This window comes from Acinetobacter sp. GQ146, assembly GCF_059758585.1.
This window is the reverse complement of record NZ_JCAXDV010000001.1, coordinates 505,965-522,089: the sequence shown is the minus strand read 5'-3', so window position 1 is coordinate 522,089 and position 16,125 is coordinate 505,965. Positions and strand designations below refer to the sequence as shown.

Sequence of the window (16,125 nt, the reverse complement as noted above, 5' to 3'; positions counted from 1 at the left end):
TGACCACCTCATTATGTGGATGGTGTAAGAGTTATCGCACTGATGCTGACAGTACCGCCAAGAACCATGTCCACGGAATTCAAAGTGATGTCTGTGCCCACTTCGAAATCAGCGACTACATCACCATTGCCATTCAATAATCTTGCCCATACTGCAGTACCTGTTTTAGTGACTGTTCCTGACTCTGTCGGCTTAAGAGAAATGCTATCCGCATTAACAGATAAAAGACTGGGTTTTGGCAATTCAAGTACAACCAGCTTTGCTGGATCACTTGCCTCAATAAGCGTACTTACAGGCTTTGAATCGTCATAAAAAACAAAGGTAGCATTTGAGCTACCTTGGTCGATGTAGTTGGCCAGTGCTTGCAACTGAGCAAGACTTGCCGCCAGAGACGGACTTACACTCATTTTTGCTTCACCCTATCTTGTATTACTGCGTTGTATTGATCGTACTTGTCTATCGCTACCAAGGTGTATTCTTCTTCAAAAGAGAGGTACATCTTGTACGTACCATCCTCAGCACTATGTGTCCTACCAAGCAACACTCCTGAAGTACGACTGTAAGCCCGAATCTCACGGGATACAGGCACACCTAGCGCGGTAGTCTTTCCATAAATAAGCTTCAAGGATAATGAGGCGTATCTACCTCCAAAGGCCTTCACAGTCATATGTACTCCAAGCTCAACGTCATCCTTAATCGACCACGGTCCGCGTAGTTTATTTGGTAATGTTTACCGCTAGAGGTAAACAAGTATCCATTCTCAGCCTTGATAGCCTTACGAAAGAAAGGAAGCACTCCACGAAATTTATAAGAAGAGTCAATAAAATATTCTTGGATGAAGGCGTGGGTAACCCCGACAGGCGCATAATAAATATCATAGTTAGTTGTGTTGTTCTGTTGAGCCGCCGCCGCGTAGAAATAAACGCCTAGTACACTATTATTAGGGTTTCCATCCGCATCAAACCACATCATACCTCGCATGAAGTAATTTGGAACCCCATAATTAAGACCATCGAGAATAAAGCCATACCCTGCACGCATCCCCCCGTACCCAGTAGCAGCTTGAGATATAGCCGTACCATTGATATGCGTTGCAAGAAGTGCCACATTTTTCCCTTGATAGGCGTCATCAAAGAACTCACACACACCTGTAAACATTGGGCAGTAGGACTCGCTAATAAAGTTTACGAAGCTTGTATTATCCCCGACACAAATAAAGGCTCGGTTGTAAGTGGAAGGTGAAGAAGAGTCAGCGACTGCTGAATAGGAGTATGAGTAAGCGGGATTTGCATAATACCACTTTGCCCACCCGTGGTACGTTCCATCCCACCCCCAATTCCGCTCAGGATTAGCGCTGTCATATGGAAGTTGCCTCCCTGTAATGGTATCAATATCAGACATAGAGGACACCAATCCAACTTTTGCAAATTTAGCCCCTGTGCTAGATGCTCCCGAAACACAGAAGTCATGTACGAGTAGTATTAACCCCAAGGAATCAGGGCTTTTGGAACGGTAAGCACGTTTAGGCTCTGCCGATCCTACTCCTGAGGAAAATACAATCTCCCAGTCTAAGGGGGATGTGAATACTTGTGCCGTGCCTGAGATAGTTGTAGGGTGGCTAGACAAACACTCTACGGTGATTGAACTTGCCGTAATAGACAAAACCTTAAAATCTCCGTTCCAACCATTCGTAGAATCCTTTATGCGAACAACCTGACGAGCAATAAATCCATGCCCTGTTGCCAAACTTATAGTGGCTGTTAAAGACTCTGTTGATGCTTTTGACAACTCAAGCACTGGGCGAAAATTAAAACCTGTTATTAAAACAGCATCTAACAGATTGATCATACATCCCCAAGCATTTGTTAACTGGGGTATGCCCTGCATATCATTTTGATAATGCTTAACTAATCCTGCCATTTTGATCTCTCAATAAAAAACCGCCCGAAGGCGGTCATGATGAATATATAAATTAAATCTCTCGATCAATATCACCGCGATACATAATCTGGAATTGATCAGAGATGATTGTCGGTTCAGATTGTTTCACGGTCCGGATACACCAAATGGGGAAATTCGCTGCAATCGTATTAAAGCGCATCACGTTGCCTGAAACCCAACCACTACCCCAGCCTTCTTTCTTTACTGTGAAATACGGTACACCAGTGACTGGGTTAACTGGTGTACAGTCTGCGTTTACGCTGCCTGTCCCAATCTGCCCAGAATACTCACCAATGATGCGGAAATTGATATTGTCCGTGAATACCAATGCCCAACGTTCCTGAATAGCACCATTATTGGTGACTACAATCGGGTACAAAGCATCATTATAATTTGCTGAAATTGCTGACCCACTAGCCACATCAGCCCAAGTGTTATTCCAAGTTGTTTGTGCAAACTTCTTGGTATATCGCGCTTGCATATCCCCAATCACCAGAGCTGATCCTACAATTGAATCTTGAGCTGTGTAGTTATGCGTCAAGGGTTTGGTGAATGTTATTTGACCACTAATTTGTACGTCATTGATTAGTCCCATGTCTTGATAGCGATATTTAGCAATCAATGGAGCAACTAGAGCACCGATGGCGAAGTCACCGCCCAATGTCACACGGCCATAGTCATAATCTATGGTGTAGAGCTCATATGGGACCTTTGCACCATTGCTGTCTTCAAGCTCACACCAAGAAATACGCTGATCATTTAGATTGTAGGTTTGTCCAGCAATATTGCCAGGGAGTTCTTGCGACTTTGAAGCACTGATAATTCCAATATCTCCAATACGAAAGACTGGAACTCGGCCATCAAGCGGTAAGCGGGTTGCAGATAGACCAAGGATGTCAGAATCCAGTGGAATGTAGGTATAAGCAATCGCGTTATATCGAATCGTATTGGCTACGACCCACTGAGGTATATCAATGAAGATCTTACCTTCTTCAACATACTCAAGTACGAGGTCATACCAAGGATAAGCCTCAATTTCAGCGCGATTGGCTGAAGTAATTTCTGTCTTGGTGTAAAAATGGAGATCAACAAAACCAGTATCGTAATTGATTTTGCCATGCGCTTGGCTGGTCTCAATAATACCTTGCTCATTGGCCACTAAAGTTAATTGTCCACCATTAAGCAAAGACACCACCACAGTTAAAGATCCTGGCCGTATAGGAATAGTCGGTGTTCTAAAACTAATATGGTTAATTGGAGGTAAATCGGTGGTGGTCGTTAAAGACTGTAAAACCAAGGCATTATCAGAATTTGGTGTCCAACTGCTAAGTTCAATCTGCCCGGTACCATATTGAACATTACCTGATACGGTTCCACTTCCTGTTGATGGATCAATATTGCGATACAGCGTACTGGTTCGATCAATAAAAGTATCATTACCTAATTTGAAACGGACTGATCCCGCAAGAATTTCTTCATCGAAACCATTCGTCAAATCAAACTTAAGCGTATCTGCTGTTACTTGATGTACACCTGAATCGACGCCCGATGTGTCTCGGTATTTCACTGTGATATTGGTATTCCCAACAGCGCCAAGCTGAACAGTCGAAGAAGAAATTCTAGATGCTTGTGGATAAAATGACATGCTTACCCCGCAACATAATTAACTGAAATATATAAAGTGTTATAAACCGTTTGATTTAATACTGGCGTAACCTGAACAGCACCAGTGGCGTAGGTAATCGTGCCTTGCACATTGCCAAAATGATCCACTAAATTACCTGTACTCGCATTTACAGGAACATCCGTAAGCACGACTGTCCCAGATAAATTCCGGTTATGGTTAGCTCCAGAAATAGGATCCTGATTGATCACTGGAATAGAAAGTTCAACACTGTTCGGTTGAATCGCTGTGCCGGTACCAATACTAAAACTCAGTTGACCATTTGAAGGTGGTACATCAGATACTACCTGTGCTAAAGGTGTTCCATAGCTGTAATTAATGGTAAATACAGTAGACTTTTGCGGTAGCTTATTCGGAACAATCCGTCCTGTACCAGCTGCATAATTAATCATGCCAGTGGCATCACCAGTGAACTGGCCCTGTGGATTGGATGTAGCTGTTTTTGCAACACCATCCAGCGTCCATGAGACCGTTACGCTGCTGGCGGCAATCCCCGCCTGCAGCATATCAAACTCAATTGCGGCTGGTAAAACCGCAAGGTTGGCACGTTCAAATGTTGTAATTGGTGAACCCCAAAGCAACAAAATTGGTGTATCTACATCCGGTAATGCACCTGCTGTAATTAGCCATGAGCCTGTCGTGTAATTGATCGTACCAGCACCATAAGCATCACTCGATCCCCTCAGCTGTCCATAGCCATTGTCCTTTAAGGTATAGAACTTACCTTGAGACATATAAGATACTGTCAAAGAACCAGGTGAAGGAATTGGAACCAATACCCCTGTCCAGTTCGTCGACTGATTGTTCTGTGTCACTGGTACGGCATAAGAATGGAACGGCTGTGTTGGTGCAGCTGCCGGCTTAAAAGCAATACTGAGTGTAGTTGAGCCAGTTCCTGCTGATGGAGTCCATTGAATAAGACCACGCTGATAGTCAATCGTGCCCACCTGAGTACCATCAGCCTTTTTCAGCAAGCCCCCCTGATCGGTAATCTCATTACCAAACAGAGTAAAAGTTACACTGGATGGCATGACACTAGACCCAATATAGAGGTTCTGTGTCGTCCCTACCGTGACTTGATATGAAACCGAGATGGTACCTGCATTGCCTGATACCAGAGCTACACTTTCACTTGATGCATTCAAATCAACTAGCGGTGTTTCGATTTGTGCTGATGGGACCAACTGTGAAAAGATGCTGGCTGCCTGTACCGTATACTGTCCGACATTTGCATTCTCTGTTACATCCACACTGGCATAGTATTTACCCGTATCAGCCACCAATGTATCCCGAATAATCGTGGTGGATTTATTGCCGTTGTACCACTGCAGTGCAGAAAGACCAACAAAGTCACGATCAAGCGGATCATTGATATCGTAAGTCGCTACTTTGTATTCAAATGGCTTACCATCTACCATTAAAATTGCAGTGCGGGTTTCAACTTTAGTGATTCGAATATATTGCTCTTGCTGGTTAGAAAGCCCCTCATTCGAGACCAGAACAATCGTATCCCCGACATTTGCCTCGACTTCCTGCTTAAACATCGCTACTTGAATGACTTTCATGCCTTGCCACAAAGTATCCAGCGGGATACCTGCAATCTGCCCACCTTTCGCTAAATAGTTTTCCACGCGGTTTTGTGCAGCAACTCGTTCATCTGTCCAGTTTTCTGTACTAAACAATAATGCCGATACGTTAGGATCTTTTGGGTTTTCCGAGATGAAAACCGTAGCCCCCATTAAAGTATCAGTATCATTGGTTGTGACAGCAGGAAAGATCTTGCGCATAGACACGCGACCCATGGTGCGATCCATCTCTGAGACATCATTGAATAAGTTATTACTCTGCCCATCGACAATCACCTGACCGGAGTATTTGCCGCCACCATCATCCGTATCAGTTAAGCGTTCTGACTTATATAAAACTAGGTTATTGGTTTCAATTGGCATCGCTTAACTCCGTAAATCGCATAGTGACACTGTAAAATTCATTCTCTGAAGCCGCTGGAATCCCTTTTACCGGTTTAGCTTCGATCGCATTTTCAGTGTGATTAAAAATGACGTTGAACTGTCGTTGATCACTGCCATATTCAAACTTCAAGATAAACTCCTCGCCTTGAATTGCTGACCAGTTTTTTAGAGTGGAAAGCACCGATCGTTTAACCCACCCCATACCATCTGCTGCAGGTTGCAAGCTAATAGGTCGCCCTGATTTCTTTTTTCCTTCCTGGATAATCAATGTGCCATCTACTGCACGCTCTTGCGTCTGCTCAATTGGCTTCCAATCAAATTCATCCGACCATAAAAAACCGTCCTCTAATGGGACGGTTTCGTTTGTTGATTTGCGTATTAGTTTCATGTGTTACATACCTTTAGCGAATCTCTCCAATTCACTCATAAATGCATTCATATCTAGTTGGGATGACTCGTCACCTGAAACTTGAACGGTCTTCCCTCCAAGTGAAAGGTTATAGGTCACTGTCTTTGCAGATGGTTGCTCTAATGTTGCTGTTGGTACTGCCACATTGATTTCAGGTGCTAAAGCATTTACAGATGTGCTCTTGGTACCAGACTTTGCTGATCCTTGACCTGACATATAACGCGCTAGCAACTCGTTCACCTTTTGGGTACCAAAAGCTGAGGTTTGCCCCTGAGCAATTAGCTTCTCAAATGCCTTAGCATTGTAGTCACCAAATATTCCTCCAGTATCTCTAGCTTCTCGCGCCTTATTCTTATCAATCTCAAGAGCTTGATTCAGAATATTCTTGGCAATCTTGGCGGCTTCAGCATCGTCATAGCCCATACTGTTCAATTTCGACTGGATATCAGAAACGTTATAAGTCGTGAAATCAGCACCTACACGCTGCGTCGTGCTCTCCTTCTCGGCCTTAGATCGAGCATCCATCATCTCGTTCCAGGCATCAATGGAGTTCTTCGCTTCTTCTTGAGCAGCACGACCCAACTCTCGATATCCACTAATCGCTGCGCGAGCTGAGTCACCGACGCGCTTGTTTGCATCATCCAGACTATTCATAGCGGAAACAGATTTCCTACCAGCATCATCTACACTCGAAGCCAATCCATTTGCTGCAAGCTGCCCCTCATACCAAGCAATTTTTGCAGCATCACCAGAGGCATAGATTTTATCTGCCATGTTGATTAATGCTTGGCGGATCTGCTCAGCCGAAGCCGTTCCGCTCTTGGTCATAACATTAAATGCTTTCATCTGTGCATCTGCCATTTTATTGGCTTCCGCACTGGACGTTACACCAAGTGATTTGTAGGCTTTTTCAACCTCAGAAATATTTTCAGGGAGTTTGCCATTCACCTCATCAAGATAACGCATTCCCATTTCTACTTGTTTCGCAGAGAACACGCCTTGCTTTTCAAAAGAGCTAAGTTGAGCTTTTGCGGCATCTATTTCGGCTGGTGATTTAGCTTGCTCAGCCCACTTTCGCCAACCTTGATAAATTAGTTCGGTGGCCTGAGCACCTGTTGCCCCCATAGCTGCCAAACCGTTCGCATAGTTATTTAAATGGCCCTGATCTGAAGCAAATTTTTCTGATACACGATTAAGTGCTATATCTAAATCAATACCCAGAGCAGCAGCTGCTTTACGCGCCTTATCCGTTGCATTGCTTTGGTTTTCAGTTGCTTTAGCGCCATTATCCATAGCACTGACAATGACCTTACCAGTACTATCAAACTCAGCTTTTAAACCCTGTGTAGCAAGCTCAGCATTTAGCACTTTAAGCTGGGCCATGCCAGCTGCATCAGCTGATTGAATCATGGCTGTCGCAATAGCTTGCGCTGACTCAATCTTGGCATCTGTAATTTTTTGGCTTTCAGCTTGATATGCCTTTTCTTTGGCATCAAGTTCAGCCAAGCCTTTAGTGGCCAGATCAATAGATGCTTGATTGCCAGTCTTACGAGCATCAAATAATTGTTGCTCCAAGCGAAGACGCTCATCACTAATAGCTTTGTAATCAGCCTTATGCTTTTCCTCTTGGACTTTTAAGTCATTAAGTGTTTTTTGATTGTCTGCAACACGCTCAGCGTTTTTCTCTGCTTCAGTCTTGCGCATATCTTCAATGGCTGACACGACGGCGGACTTAGTTTCCAAAGCCAGCCTCTTTGCTTCAGCTGCATTTTTTTCTGCCTGGGCAAATAACCGGTCTGAAGCATCCTGCGCTTGTTTTGCTAAAGCATCAAACCCAAGAAAGTCCAATGCTTTGGCCTGAAGTGCTGATAAGCCTCCAGATAGAAATTGCAGTCCAGCTAACAACAATTTCAACCCAATATTCAGACCAGTTGCTGCATCTGAAACCACGCCAAGTGCAACTCGAAACACATTAAATAATGTGGTTAAACCACTTACATCATTTTGCCCACTGAGTAGTGCACTAAATAATGGAGAGACAGCATCTAAGACTGATGTGAATGCACTCCAACCAGTTTCCGCAATACCAGCAAAGCTCGCTACAAGGTTCTTAATAGTTTCATATGTTTCAGCCAAAGTAGACTTAATCGCCTCAATTGTAGAAGGATCTATTTCAGCCAATTTGCTACCGAACCAATTAAAGCCCTCTCCAACATCATCAAAGAACATCTTGATAATTCCAAGGTTATCCGCGATGGCTGATAAAGCATTTGCTGCAGCTGCCGATGTACCATTTGCCTGATCCATTTCACCAATCAAGATCTGCCAAGAGGTAGCAATCTTTTGCAGAGCATTGGAAATCATTGTCGGGAATTGACTGTATGTTTCTTGAATCGATGCTGACTGAGATTGAATAGCCTTAATGACTCGCTCTGATGAAAGCTCACCATTCTCAGCCATCTTACGCAGTTCACCAGTGGTAACTCCTAAACCTTTAGCTAATGCCTCAGCAAGTCCATAGCCGTTTTCCATGATGGAGTTAAACTCTTCGCCACGGAGCACCCCACCTTGCATGGCTTGGATAAACTGCTGTACAGCTGCTTCACTCGCTTGGGCTGAACCACCACCAATTTGAATTGCCTGCGTAACCGTCTTAGTTAGATCCAGAGCTTGTTGCTGTGACATCCCCATATCTTTACTGATCGTATTGATTCGAGTGAATAAATCACCAGTAGCTTCAAGGCTAGAGTTGGTCATCAAGGCAACTTGATGCACACCGGCCATGGCTTGATTAAAGTTTCCACCTTCACGAGTTGCAATATTGATTCGTGCTGAGAGGTTGGTATAAGAATCTGCTGCTTGAGCAAGCTCACGTAAGCCAAGCCCAATACCTAATGCCCCCATTGCTCCAACTAAGGCTGTCACGGCGAATTTGGCTGCACCAAACCCTTTTGAAAGTGTTTCTACTTTTGCATTTGATGTTTCTGCTTGATTGCCAACATCTGCGACTGCACCGTTAAAGCTATCAAAAGCCTGATCAACCTGTTGTACTTCTTTTTCAAGTTGATCTATTTCTGTCTGTGCACGCTCAATGTCAGATGGAGTAGCATTAGTATTCGCAAAAGCTTCAAGTTTCTTTTTTGCTTCGGCTAGATCTGACTTAACTACATCAATCGCTTTTTCGGACTTACGACCAAAATCAGTAAAATTATTCGCGGCTTCGATTGCATGTTCGCCAGCACCATTAATAATTTCTGTAGCTTTAGTCAGTGATTGAGTAAGACTTTCAACTAATTCTTTGGTGCCCTTAGGAACAATGTTTTCAAGTTCCTTAGAAATAGACTCAGAAGCTTTCCGGACTTCCTCAGCTTCTCTCTTAATTTCCTCAAATACTTTAACCGTAACATCTTGGGCTTGCTTGGTATTGGAGACATAATCCTTCGTGTCTGCATCCATCACCAATTTAAAAGTTAAATTTTTTCCAGACATGAATATTCCTTTAGCTTTAAACGGCCACATAAAAGAAAAGGGTCACATTTAAAATGCGACCCTTTAGGTTTTGCTGATTGGCATAGTATTAGTTCAGGTTTTCAAATAGGCACAGCTGGTTTTGATAACCCACATTAGCAATTACAATTTAAAATACATCTCTTTACTTTTCCCTGAGAGATATCTCAACCACGATCACTGGCAATACTTTTCACACTCAAAATTTGTATTGAGAGCCTTCTCTCAAAAGAGCTTATATATACTTAGCTCATCCGTTCAGTATGAAAATCAAATCAACTGTCAAATTGATTCGTAATTTCACCTATTTGTGTTTGAAAAATTTTGTGCTAAATTGAGATTGTTAATATTCCAGTGTTAACGCAGAAACCTTGTTTGATCTGGTAGTCGAACAAGGTTTTTTTACACCTATTGATTTTAAACAGTTTTACCGCTCACGATGTAAGGTTTAGATCCCAGCAGCATTACTCGCTGCACGGCTTATTGAAAATATCTCAGCCATACTCAATCCTAAGCATTCCACCATTCAATTTTGACAATTTTTCCACGGCATAACAGTACTTTGTATACTTGCAAATCAACACGGTAAACATACTCCGTTGCTGCACAGTAAAACTGACCATCATCAAGAATGTAATGTTTTGGTCTAGGCTTACCCATTTTCTCGATAAGAGCTGCTTCGGTTTGGCCAACAGAAACCAAATCACCTGAATTGGTTCTGAAGTTATTTGTCGTACGCTCAGCTGCAAAAACAGCGGTAGAAATAACAGTTAAAGCTAAAATTATAAGTTTTTTCATGAATACCCCCATATTCCGTGATCTAGTCTATTTTTATTCCTTTAATTCATCAACAAAACTTTTAAATGGCTTGGCTGCGGCATGATGAGCCATACGAATAATATTGGATTGCGTAGCAATGTTCTGCTTTTCACGTTTCACCACTGCTTCCGTATAGAACTTAAAGGCACCATATGTCATATTCATAATGCTTTCATGGCTATGGCCATGTGATACCAACAACTGGAATGAATCAAACCAAGTTGAACCATTATCGTTTGTTTCAGTTCGCTTCTTACGGCGTTTTAATTTCTGCTCTTTATCAACGAAATAGGGTTGATTAGCGTTAAGAGCAGTTTGCAGTAATTGAAGGAATACCCTTTGATCTTGTGCTGTTCTTAAGATCGACTGATGGTCTAGATCAGTAATGAGTTGAAGCATCACAACACATTCAATCAAATGCTTTTCAAGTACCTCCTTAAGAATCCCATCTGAATAATCACTCACAGTGCCCAGTGTATTTTTTATGGGATCAGCAGCACTCACCCATAGGTCAAACTGACTCATCGTAATTTGCCGAACCTCAAGTGAAACATCACCAACTCCTAGGCTCAAGCTACGGTTTGCAGCAATAAAGAAATCATTCATGATGGAATCCTAAAAACAGGCACAAAAAAAGACGCTCATGCGCCTGAAATTCTTTGTGCCTCTAAAACATTAAGTGGTAACCGAGAAACGATCGATATGGCCAAAAATGCTCAGCTCTGCATCGTTCGCCTTGGTAATATCAGCCAAGCACTCACCTTCAATGTTATAGCTGGCGAAGTCTTCATGAATTAAATCAAATTCCGTATCAGGCGATAGCTCAAGGCGCCATAGCGTTACCGCAACCTTGTCACCCTGATAAGTATCAACCCCTTTAAAGAAGAAACGGTATTCACCACCAACGTTATCTGCGATTGTAGTTCGTGTGATTGCTCCAGCAGCACCAGACCATTTCACATCAGTAATTTCTTCATTGAAAATTACAGTTCCAAATACTTCATCCAAAGTGTACTTATCAGCTGTGATTGCTGCATCAGCAGGACCTTTGAATGAAACACCTGTTAGATTGCGAATGCCTAGATCAACCATTTCACCAGCTTTAACCGCACCAATCGCTTGATCGGTAATCGTTGAAGCAGCAACTTGAATAGACTTACCACTCATAACCATTGCTAGGTTTTCTTTGGTTACTTCTTCAAGCGTACCACTGACCGAAACACCCGTTTGTTTACGCAGTACAGCATCTTTGGCACGCATACCTGTTTTAGATTCATAATGATCTGTAGATTCTGAACTGATTTGAAGTTGAAGTTCTGGCATATTTCCCACAGGTAATAATGCAGCAGGCTGACCATTAATCATCTTTGCTAAAAACAATTCCCCTTGTAGGGAAATTAAATCGGGTTTATTCGCCATCAGCTTTTACCTCTTTTGCTGTTTTAGTTGTTGCTGCAGACTTGGTCTCTGAAGTTCCTTTCACTTCTTCAATCACTCCACGCTGCAGTAAGTCTTGGATCTGTGCAGCAGTTAAGCCACCAACAATATCCCCAGTACGAAAACGCCCGACGGGTTGTCGGGCTTTATATTGCTTCATATGAATTCCTTTGATTCAAATATGGCCGTTAAATAGACAAATGCAGGACCGTAACCATCTCGCACAGCAACAAGACTTAACGGTCTAGCTGAAGATGGTGGTTGCCAACCACTCAATAGCTCAATGATTTCTTGCAGAAAACTACCCGCTTCATCCGCTACAGCGCTGATATCGTCTTGTTGTGATTGCGCATTACGACAAGCAACCGTGACAGACCATTGCTTGGCAAGCATATTGACCTTTCCATTGCCCGCACTATCAGAGGGTGATATCCGCACAAAATTAACGTGGGCCGCAGGCACGATTTGCGACATTTCAGTGACTTTGACAGAATTGTTTGGTGTGTAGATCTTTTTTAAACCAACCACGTCAGCAAGCTTCTGCGCAATCTCACTTCGTACAGCAAAAAAATTAGCCAAAAATATGTGCTCCAATAATATCTAGAATGCTGCTCTCATCATCCTCATTGATACCCAAGAACTCTCGCCCTGGAATATCAACCTCTTTGACTTTACGCCAGCGTCCCATCACATTAAAAACAAGGTACTCAGCCGTCTTAGGAACAATATGAGCACCAAAATGAAAAACATGCGCATACTCAATATCTGAGCCCCATTCCACACCATTTGCTAAAACTTGATGGTTGAGGCTATTCATCAATGCGCCTGTATCACGACCTGTTTGTCCATTCTGCGCTTTGGCTCTCCAAGATTGCTTCCATGGATTGCCATTCACATCATGCTGATCAGCAAATCGGAACTGAGTTGATGTAACTCCGTACGCGCCAATTTCCTCAAATAACTGAGTTTTATTAAATCCAGCTATTCTAGAAAGTACTGCAATAATCGGTGATTCATCACTTGCTTTTAGTGATATCGAGAAGGCCATCCTCACCTCACTTGATGCTAGGCATCATGTCTAAAGTTGCATCCCCAAATACACCACCACGATATGTACTGCCGATCGGCATCGTTGCTGGAGCATTCACTGGCTTTTCTTCAGTGACTTGGTTTTGGTCATTAAGAATATTGAGAACAGCCTTTCCATCAGCGATTCGCTTGAGATAGTTAATCTCTGCTTCATAGCGATTTTCAATTTCTTCAGTTGGTTGCTGAAAATACAAACGATATCGCACAATATTGCATGCGACTCGTTTTAACGTACTTGGGATGCTAGGCAGTGGCAGCTTGTATTTCACTGCCACATAACTATCAATCTCCTCAGCAGCGTCACGAAGGGCTTCCTCAATTGCATTCGAGGTGGATTGCATAGCTTCCAAGTTTTCCATCTCCCCTGCACCAAACCGAGCCTCTATGTCTTCACGCGTTGCATACATAGATCACCTACTTATTTTTCAGTTGGCGTTGTGGCCTTCTTAGCCTCGGCATTCGCTTTTTTCAAAGCAGCTTCAGAAGCATTCAGCGATTTTTCCAAACCATCAACCTTCGCTTTCAGCTCGGCAACTTCTGCATCAGCTTGAGTTTTACCAACAATGAGAATTTCTTCATTCGCCTTCAGCTCTGCGATTTCTGCGGCAAGATTTGCCAACTGTGCAGCAGTACCATCCGCCTTAGGTTCCTCGGGCTCTTGATATTCTTCAATAGCCCCAGATGCTAAAAGGGCCTGAAGTTGATTCGCTTCAAGCCCTTTTATTTCTTGTCCTGGTCGGAAAGGACCAATGGACTGTTTTGCAATGTACTTCGTCATTATTCATTCCTTATACAAAGCCACGACCACCAACAAGACCATTCTTGTTGTTAGGTACGGCTAATGGTGAAGACTCAGCAAGCAATTGAATGCTAGATGGGTTCTTTTCTTGCCATTGGCTTAAATAGAACTCTAAAGCCTGACCAAATGCTTCTACGTTTTGCAGGGCACAGTGAGCAATCCAGCCATTTGCATCAGAAATCAACCCAAAGAAATCTTCAGGAATGAAACGCTCTACACTGCCACCCATATTATGCTTGGCATCATAGGTCCAGATTTCGATGTTATCGACCGTACCGCGGAACTGCGGCTTATCAGAGTGATCAAAAGTCGGCGTGATCGGTACGCTAATACCCGCATACGGCGCAATGAATTTTTCTTTAAACTCAGCATCCTTAATCATGGTATTGAACACCTTAGATGTCGTTAATGCCATATTCGGAGAAACACCGGCATGTTCAACTGACAAGTCAATCATGGTTTGGATGTCTTTTACTGCAGTTGCACCTACTTGCCCCCATTTGATCAATGGAGTGAAGTTACAAGCTGGGTTACGCTCATAGTCAACTTCGTACATTGGGAAGTCAGCCGAGGCGAATGTGGTTTTGCCGTAGAGCAAGACATCACGTGCAATCAGCAATTTTCGGTTTTCAATTGACTGGCGAAGGTATAAAGCTTTCTGAGCTTGGTCAATCAAAAGCAGATCCGCATCAGAAAGACGATTTGAACCTGTTGCAATCACACCAAACCGACGTAATTGAGAGATCAAAGCCGTATTTTGAGACTTACTAGGTGTGATCGTCATCATCGGCTTTAAATAAGCCGGTTTGACCGATTTCACTTTACCTGACTCACCAACTTTGATCTGACGACCAGCAGCTGTCGGTGTGACAAATGGAGCAAGTGGGGTTGCTGTATTCAATTCACCTACTGGAACAACATCATCGGTGTATGAAACACGCTGAGGGAAGAAACGGTCCATCAACCATGTATCTACACGTTGAGTGGTATCCGTCAACAAAACCAGTTGAGGTACGTCCAGTAATTCAACTGGCATATTTTGGAATGTAAATGATTGACTCATTAAGGGTTACTCCGCGACTTTGCGCAATTCAAGTTTGTTCTTTAATGCCTGTGCCCGAACGCCATCTACCTGAGCTGCAGTGAGTTCCGTACCATTCACAGTCACCACTTCAACATCGAAGGGACCCTGTACATAGATCGGCATCTCCAGCCCGTTATTGACGTGATAAGTCGATTGCTCTGCCGTAAAGTCGGTCACGACAATGGCTTCCCACGCACTTAACGTATTCCCCGTAAATGTTGGGTGTGTTACCACGTTATTTGCATCAACGTGTACGAGATCCCCACGTTTATATGCAGTGCCCGTAGTGGGTTTAGCGTTTTCTGTTCGTACACCATCACCAACTATCAGCTGTTTGCTGACAATAGTTTCTGTAATTGTTTGACTCATGACTTATGAGCTCCTTGTTGTGCTGCAGCAAATTGTGCGAATGCTTGATCTAATGCAGAGCCATGCGGCTGACCTTGCCCCTGCTGTCCACCCTGACCACCTGTGGCTTGATGGCTAAACAAATGCTGTAAGTGAGATGGAACGGTGTTAGTTTGCTGTTGTTGACCTGCAGGTGGTGCTGGTTGTTGTCCTGAGAACTGCTTTAGTTGCTGTGACATGAATGCAAATGAAGCATCATCCATATTGGTGTATGAAGTCTTTTCTTCAGCACTGAACTGCTTATTCAAAGTCGTTTCCAGTGCTTTAATGTCTTCTTCACGCTTATCTGCTTTGAACTTTTTCAGTTCATTCTGAGCAGCATCACGTTCTTCTTCAGCTTTTTTCTGTGCGGCTTTCGCCTGTTCGAGTTCAGTCACGTCCGTTTCCTCTTTGGTTGGGTTAGTGGGGTTATGGCTTGCGGCTACTGCCATGGTGTTTTCATCTGCACCTAAGGCACAAAATGAAACTTCTCGGATTCGACCTCCACGAAAGATCGTGATTGGTCCTTGAAGTGTCTTTCCATTCACAATGACGGTTTGATCTGCAGCTACTTCTTCAGTTTTGGCTGGCTCAATACGTACTGACATTTGCCATGGAAAGCCGTCATCAGAGTCTTGGGCTACTTGAGTACCGAATTCATTACTCATTAAGTCGCCATGGACAACTAAACCCTCTTGATGACTAATCGTATGGGAGTTGATTGCGCCTGCTCGCTGTCGAGAACTATGTTCCAGTAAGGCAGGAATTCGTCCTTTGATCTGCATGCTATCTAAATCAAAAATCACGCGGCTCCAATACCAGTGATCTGTAATGACTTCACCGCTATAAGCAATTCCTGAAAAGGTGCGCTTTTTCTTGCCTTCCTCGATAGGATCTACGCTTAGATCACCGAGCCGAAAGCAAAAATGATCTTGCTTCTGTTCTTCTGGCATTTTCATGCTCCATAAAAAAACCGCCTTTACGGCGGTATGGGATTTG

At 43.3% G+C, this 16,125-nt stretch carries 17 protein-coding genes; all 17 read right to left on the bottom strand.

Annotated elements, in window-relative coordinates:
• Positions 1 to 11: 11 nt before the first annotated feature.
• The gene (locus AC6CHI_RS02505) at positions 12 to 407 is read right to left on the bottom strand and encodes a hypothetical protein (protein ID WP_498119290.1); all 396 of its coding nucleotides are present in this window, start codon (positions 405 to 407) and stop codon (positions 12 to 14) included.
• Positions 408 to 663: 256 nt separating this feature from the next.
• Positions 664 to 1,920, bottom strand: coding sequence for a hypothetical protein (locus AC6CHI_RS02500; protein ID WP_498119289.1), 1,257 nt, complete (start codon positions 1,918 to 1,920; stop codon positions 664 to 666).
• Between the two features lie 52 nt (positions 1,921 to 1,972).
• Positions 1,973 to 3,586, bottom strand: a complete 1,614-nt coding sequence (locus AC6CHI_RS02495) for a hypothetical protein (protein WP_498119288.1) — start codon at positions 3,584 to 3,586, stop codon at positions 1,973 to 1,975.
• 2 nt (positions 3,587 to 3,588) lie between these two features.
• Positions 3,589 to 5,574: a hypothetical protein gene (locus tag AC6CHI_RS02490; RefSeq protein ID WP_498119287.1), complete on the bottom strand. Its 1,986-nt coding sequence runs from the start codon at positions 5,572 to 5,574 to the stop codon at positions 3,589 to 3,591.
• The gene (locus AC6CHI_RS02485) at positions 5,564 to 5,983 is read right to left on the bottom strand and encodes a hypothetical protein (RefSeq protein WP_498119286.1); all 420 of its coding nucleotides are present in this window, start codon (positions 5,981 to 5,983) and stop codon (positions 5,564 to 5,566) included. Before AC6CHI_RS02485 ends, AC6CHI_RS02490 begins: the two co-directional genes overlap by 11 nt.
• A gap of 3 nt (positions 5,984 to 5,986) precedes the next feature.
• A complete protein-coding gene (locus AC6CHI_RS02480; protein ID WP_498119285.1) occupies positions 5,987 to 9,493 on the bottom strand; it encodes a tape measure protein in 3,507 nt (1,168 codons plus the stop codon).
• A gap of 528 nt (positions 9,494 to 10,021) precedes the next feature.
• Positions 10,022 to 10,309, bottom strand: a complete 288-nt coding sequence (locus tag AC6CHI_RS02475; protein ID WP_498119284.1) for a hypothetical protein — start codon at positions 10,307 to 10,309, stop codon at positions 10,022 to 10,024.
• Positions 10,310 to 10,342: 33 nt separating this feature from the next.
• Positions 10,343 to 10,936 (bottom strand): hypothetical protein, encoded by a 594-nt coding sequence (locus AC6CHI_RS02470; protein WP_498119283.1) that lies wholly within the window; start codon positions 10,934 to 10,936, stop codon positions 10,343 to 10,345.
• 69 nt (positions 10,937 to 11,005) lie between these two features.
• A complete protein-coding gene (locus tag AC6CHI_RS02465; RefSeq protein ID WP_498119282.1) occupies positions 11,006 to 11,749 on the bottom strand; it encodes a phage tail tube protein in 744 nt (247 codons plus the stop codon).
• Positions 11,739 to 11,927 (bottom strand): hypothetical protein, encoded by a 189-nt coding sequence (locus AC6CHI_RS02460; protein ID WP_498119281.1) that lies wholly within the window; start codon positions 11,925 to 11,927, stop codon positions 11,739 to 11,741. Before AC6CHI_RS02460 ends, AC6CHI_RS02465 begins: the two co-directional genes overlap by 11 nt.
• Complete coding sequence (locus AC6CHI_RS02455) at positions 11,924 to 12,346, bottom strand: phage tail terminator protein (RefSeq protein WP_498119280.1); 423 nt, start codon at positions 12,344 to 12,346, stop codon at positions 11,924 to 11,926. The genes AC6CHI_RS02460 and AC6CHI_RS02455 overlap by 4 nt, the downstream gene beginning before the upstream one ends.
• The gene (locus AC6CHI_RS02450; RefSeq protein ID WP_498119279.1) at positions 12,339 to 12,815 is read right to left on the bottom strand and encodes a phage virion morphogenesis protein; all 477 of its coding nucleotides are present in this window, start codon (positions 12,813 to 12,815) and stop codon (positions 12,339 to 12,341) included. The genes AC6CHI_RS02455 and AC6CHI_RS02450 overlap by 8 nt, the downstream gene beginning before the upstream one ends.
• Positions 12,816 to 12,822: 7 nt before the next feature.
• On the bottom strand, positions 12,823 to 13,263 hold the full coding sequence (locus AC6CHI_RS02445) for a gp436 family protein (protein ID WP_498119278.1): 441 nt from the start codon (positions 13,261 to 13,263) through the stop codon (positions 12,823 to 12,825).
• 11 nt (positions 13,264 to 13,274) lie between these two features.
• Positions 13,275 to 13,634: a hypothetical protein gene (locus AC6CHI_RS02440; protein ID WP_498119277.1), complete on the bottom strand. Its 360-nt coding sequence runs from the start codon at positions 13,632 to 13,634 to the stop codon at positions 13,275 to 13,277.
• A gap of 10 nt (positions 13,635 to 13,644) precedes the next feature.
• The gene (locus AC6CHI_RS02435; RefSeq protein ID WP_498119276.1) at positions 13,645 to 14,718 is read right to left on the bottom strand and encodes a major capsid protein; all 1,074 of its coding nucleotides are present in this window, start codon (positions 14,716 to 14,718) and stop codon (positions 13,645 to 13,647) included.
• A gap of 6 nt (positions 14,719 to 14,724) precedes the next feature.
• Positions 14,725 to 14,973: a hypothetical protein gene (locus tag AC6CHI_RS02430; protein ID WP_498119275.1), complete on the bottom strand. Its 249-nt coding sequence runs from the start codon at positions 14,971 to 14,973 to the stop codon at positions 14,725 to 14,727.
• Positions 14,974 to 15,104: 131 nt separating this feature from the next.
• On the bottom strand, positions 15,105 to 16,079 hold the full coding sequence (locus AC6CHI_RS02425; RefSeq protein WP_498119274.1) for a hypothetical protein: 975 nt from the start codon (positions 16,077 to 16,079) through the stop codon (positions 15,105 to 15,107).
• Positions 16,080 to 16,125: the final 46 nt, after the last annotated feature.

What these genes read in the sequence shown, in the direction of transcription:
- AC6CHI_RS02445 (WP_498119278.1), bottom strand. Translation starts at nt 13,263, where the DNA reads ATGTATGCAACGCGTGAAGACATAGAGGCTCGGTTTGGTGCAGGGGAG.
- AC6CHI_RS02475 (WP_498119284.1), bottom strand. Translation starts at nt 10,309, where the DNA reads ATGAAAAAACTTATAATTTTAGCTTTAACTGTTATTTCTACCGCTGTT.
- AC6CHI_RS02435 (WP_498119276.1), bottom strand. Translation starts at nt 14,718, where the DNA reads ATGAGTCAATCATTTACATTCCAAAATATGCCAGTTGAATTACTGGAC.
- AC6CHI_RS02495 (WP_498119288.1), bottom strand. Translation starts at nt 3,586, where the DNA reads ATGTCATTTTATCCACAAGCATCTAGAATTTCTTCTTCGACTGTTCAG.
- AC6CHI_RS02480 (WP_498119285.1), bottom strand. Translation starts at nt 9,493, where the DNA reads ATGTCTGGAAAAAATTTAACTTTTAAATTGGTGATGGATGCAGACACG.
- AC6CHI_RS02450 (WP_498119279.1), bottom strand. Translation starts at nt 12,815, where the DNA reads ATGGCCTTCTCGATATCACTAAAAGCAAGTGATGAATCACCGATTATT.
- AC6CHI_RS02490 (WP_498119287.1), bottom strand. Translation starts at nt 5,574, where the DNA reads ATGCCAATTGAAACCAATAACCTAGTTTTATATAAGTCAGAACGCTTA.
- AC6CHI_RS02465 (WP_498119282.1), bottom strand. Translation starts at nt 11,749, where the DNA reads ATGGCGAATAAACCCGATTTAATTTCCCTACAAGGGGAATTGTTTTTA.
- AC6CHI_RS02440 (WP_498119277.1), bottom strand. Translation starts at nt 13,634, where the DNA reads ATGACGAAGTACATTGCAAAACAGTCCATTGGTCCTTTCCGACCAGGA.
- AC6CHI_RS02425 (WP_498119274.1), bottom strand. Translation starts at nt 16,079, where the DNA reads ATGCCAGAAGAACAGAAGCAAGATCATTTTTGCTTTCGGCTCGGTGAT.
- AC6CHI_RS02505 (WP_498119290.1), bottom strand. Translation starts at nt 407, where the DNA reads ATGAGTGTAAGTCCGTCTCTGGCGGCAAGTCTTGCTCAGTTGCAAGCA.
- AC6CHI_RS02485 (WP_498119286.1), bottom strand. Translation starts at nt 5,983, where the DNA reads ATGAAACTAATACGCAAATCAACAAACGAAACCGTCCCATTAGAGGAC.
- AC6CHI_RS02470 (WP_498119283.1), bottom strand. Translation starts at nt 10,936, where the DNA reads ATGAATGATTTCTTTATTGCTGCAAACCGTAGCTTGAGCCTAGGAGTT.
- AC6CHI_RS02500 (WP_498119289.1), bottom strand. Translation starts at nt 1,920, where the DNA reads ATGGCAGGATTAGTTAAGCATTATCAAAATGATATGCAGGGCATACCC.
- AC6CHI_RS02460 (WP_498119281.1), bottom strand. Translation starts at nt 11,927, where the DNA reads ATGAAGCAATATAAAGCCCGACAACCCGTCGGGCGTTTTCGTACTGGG.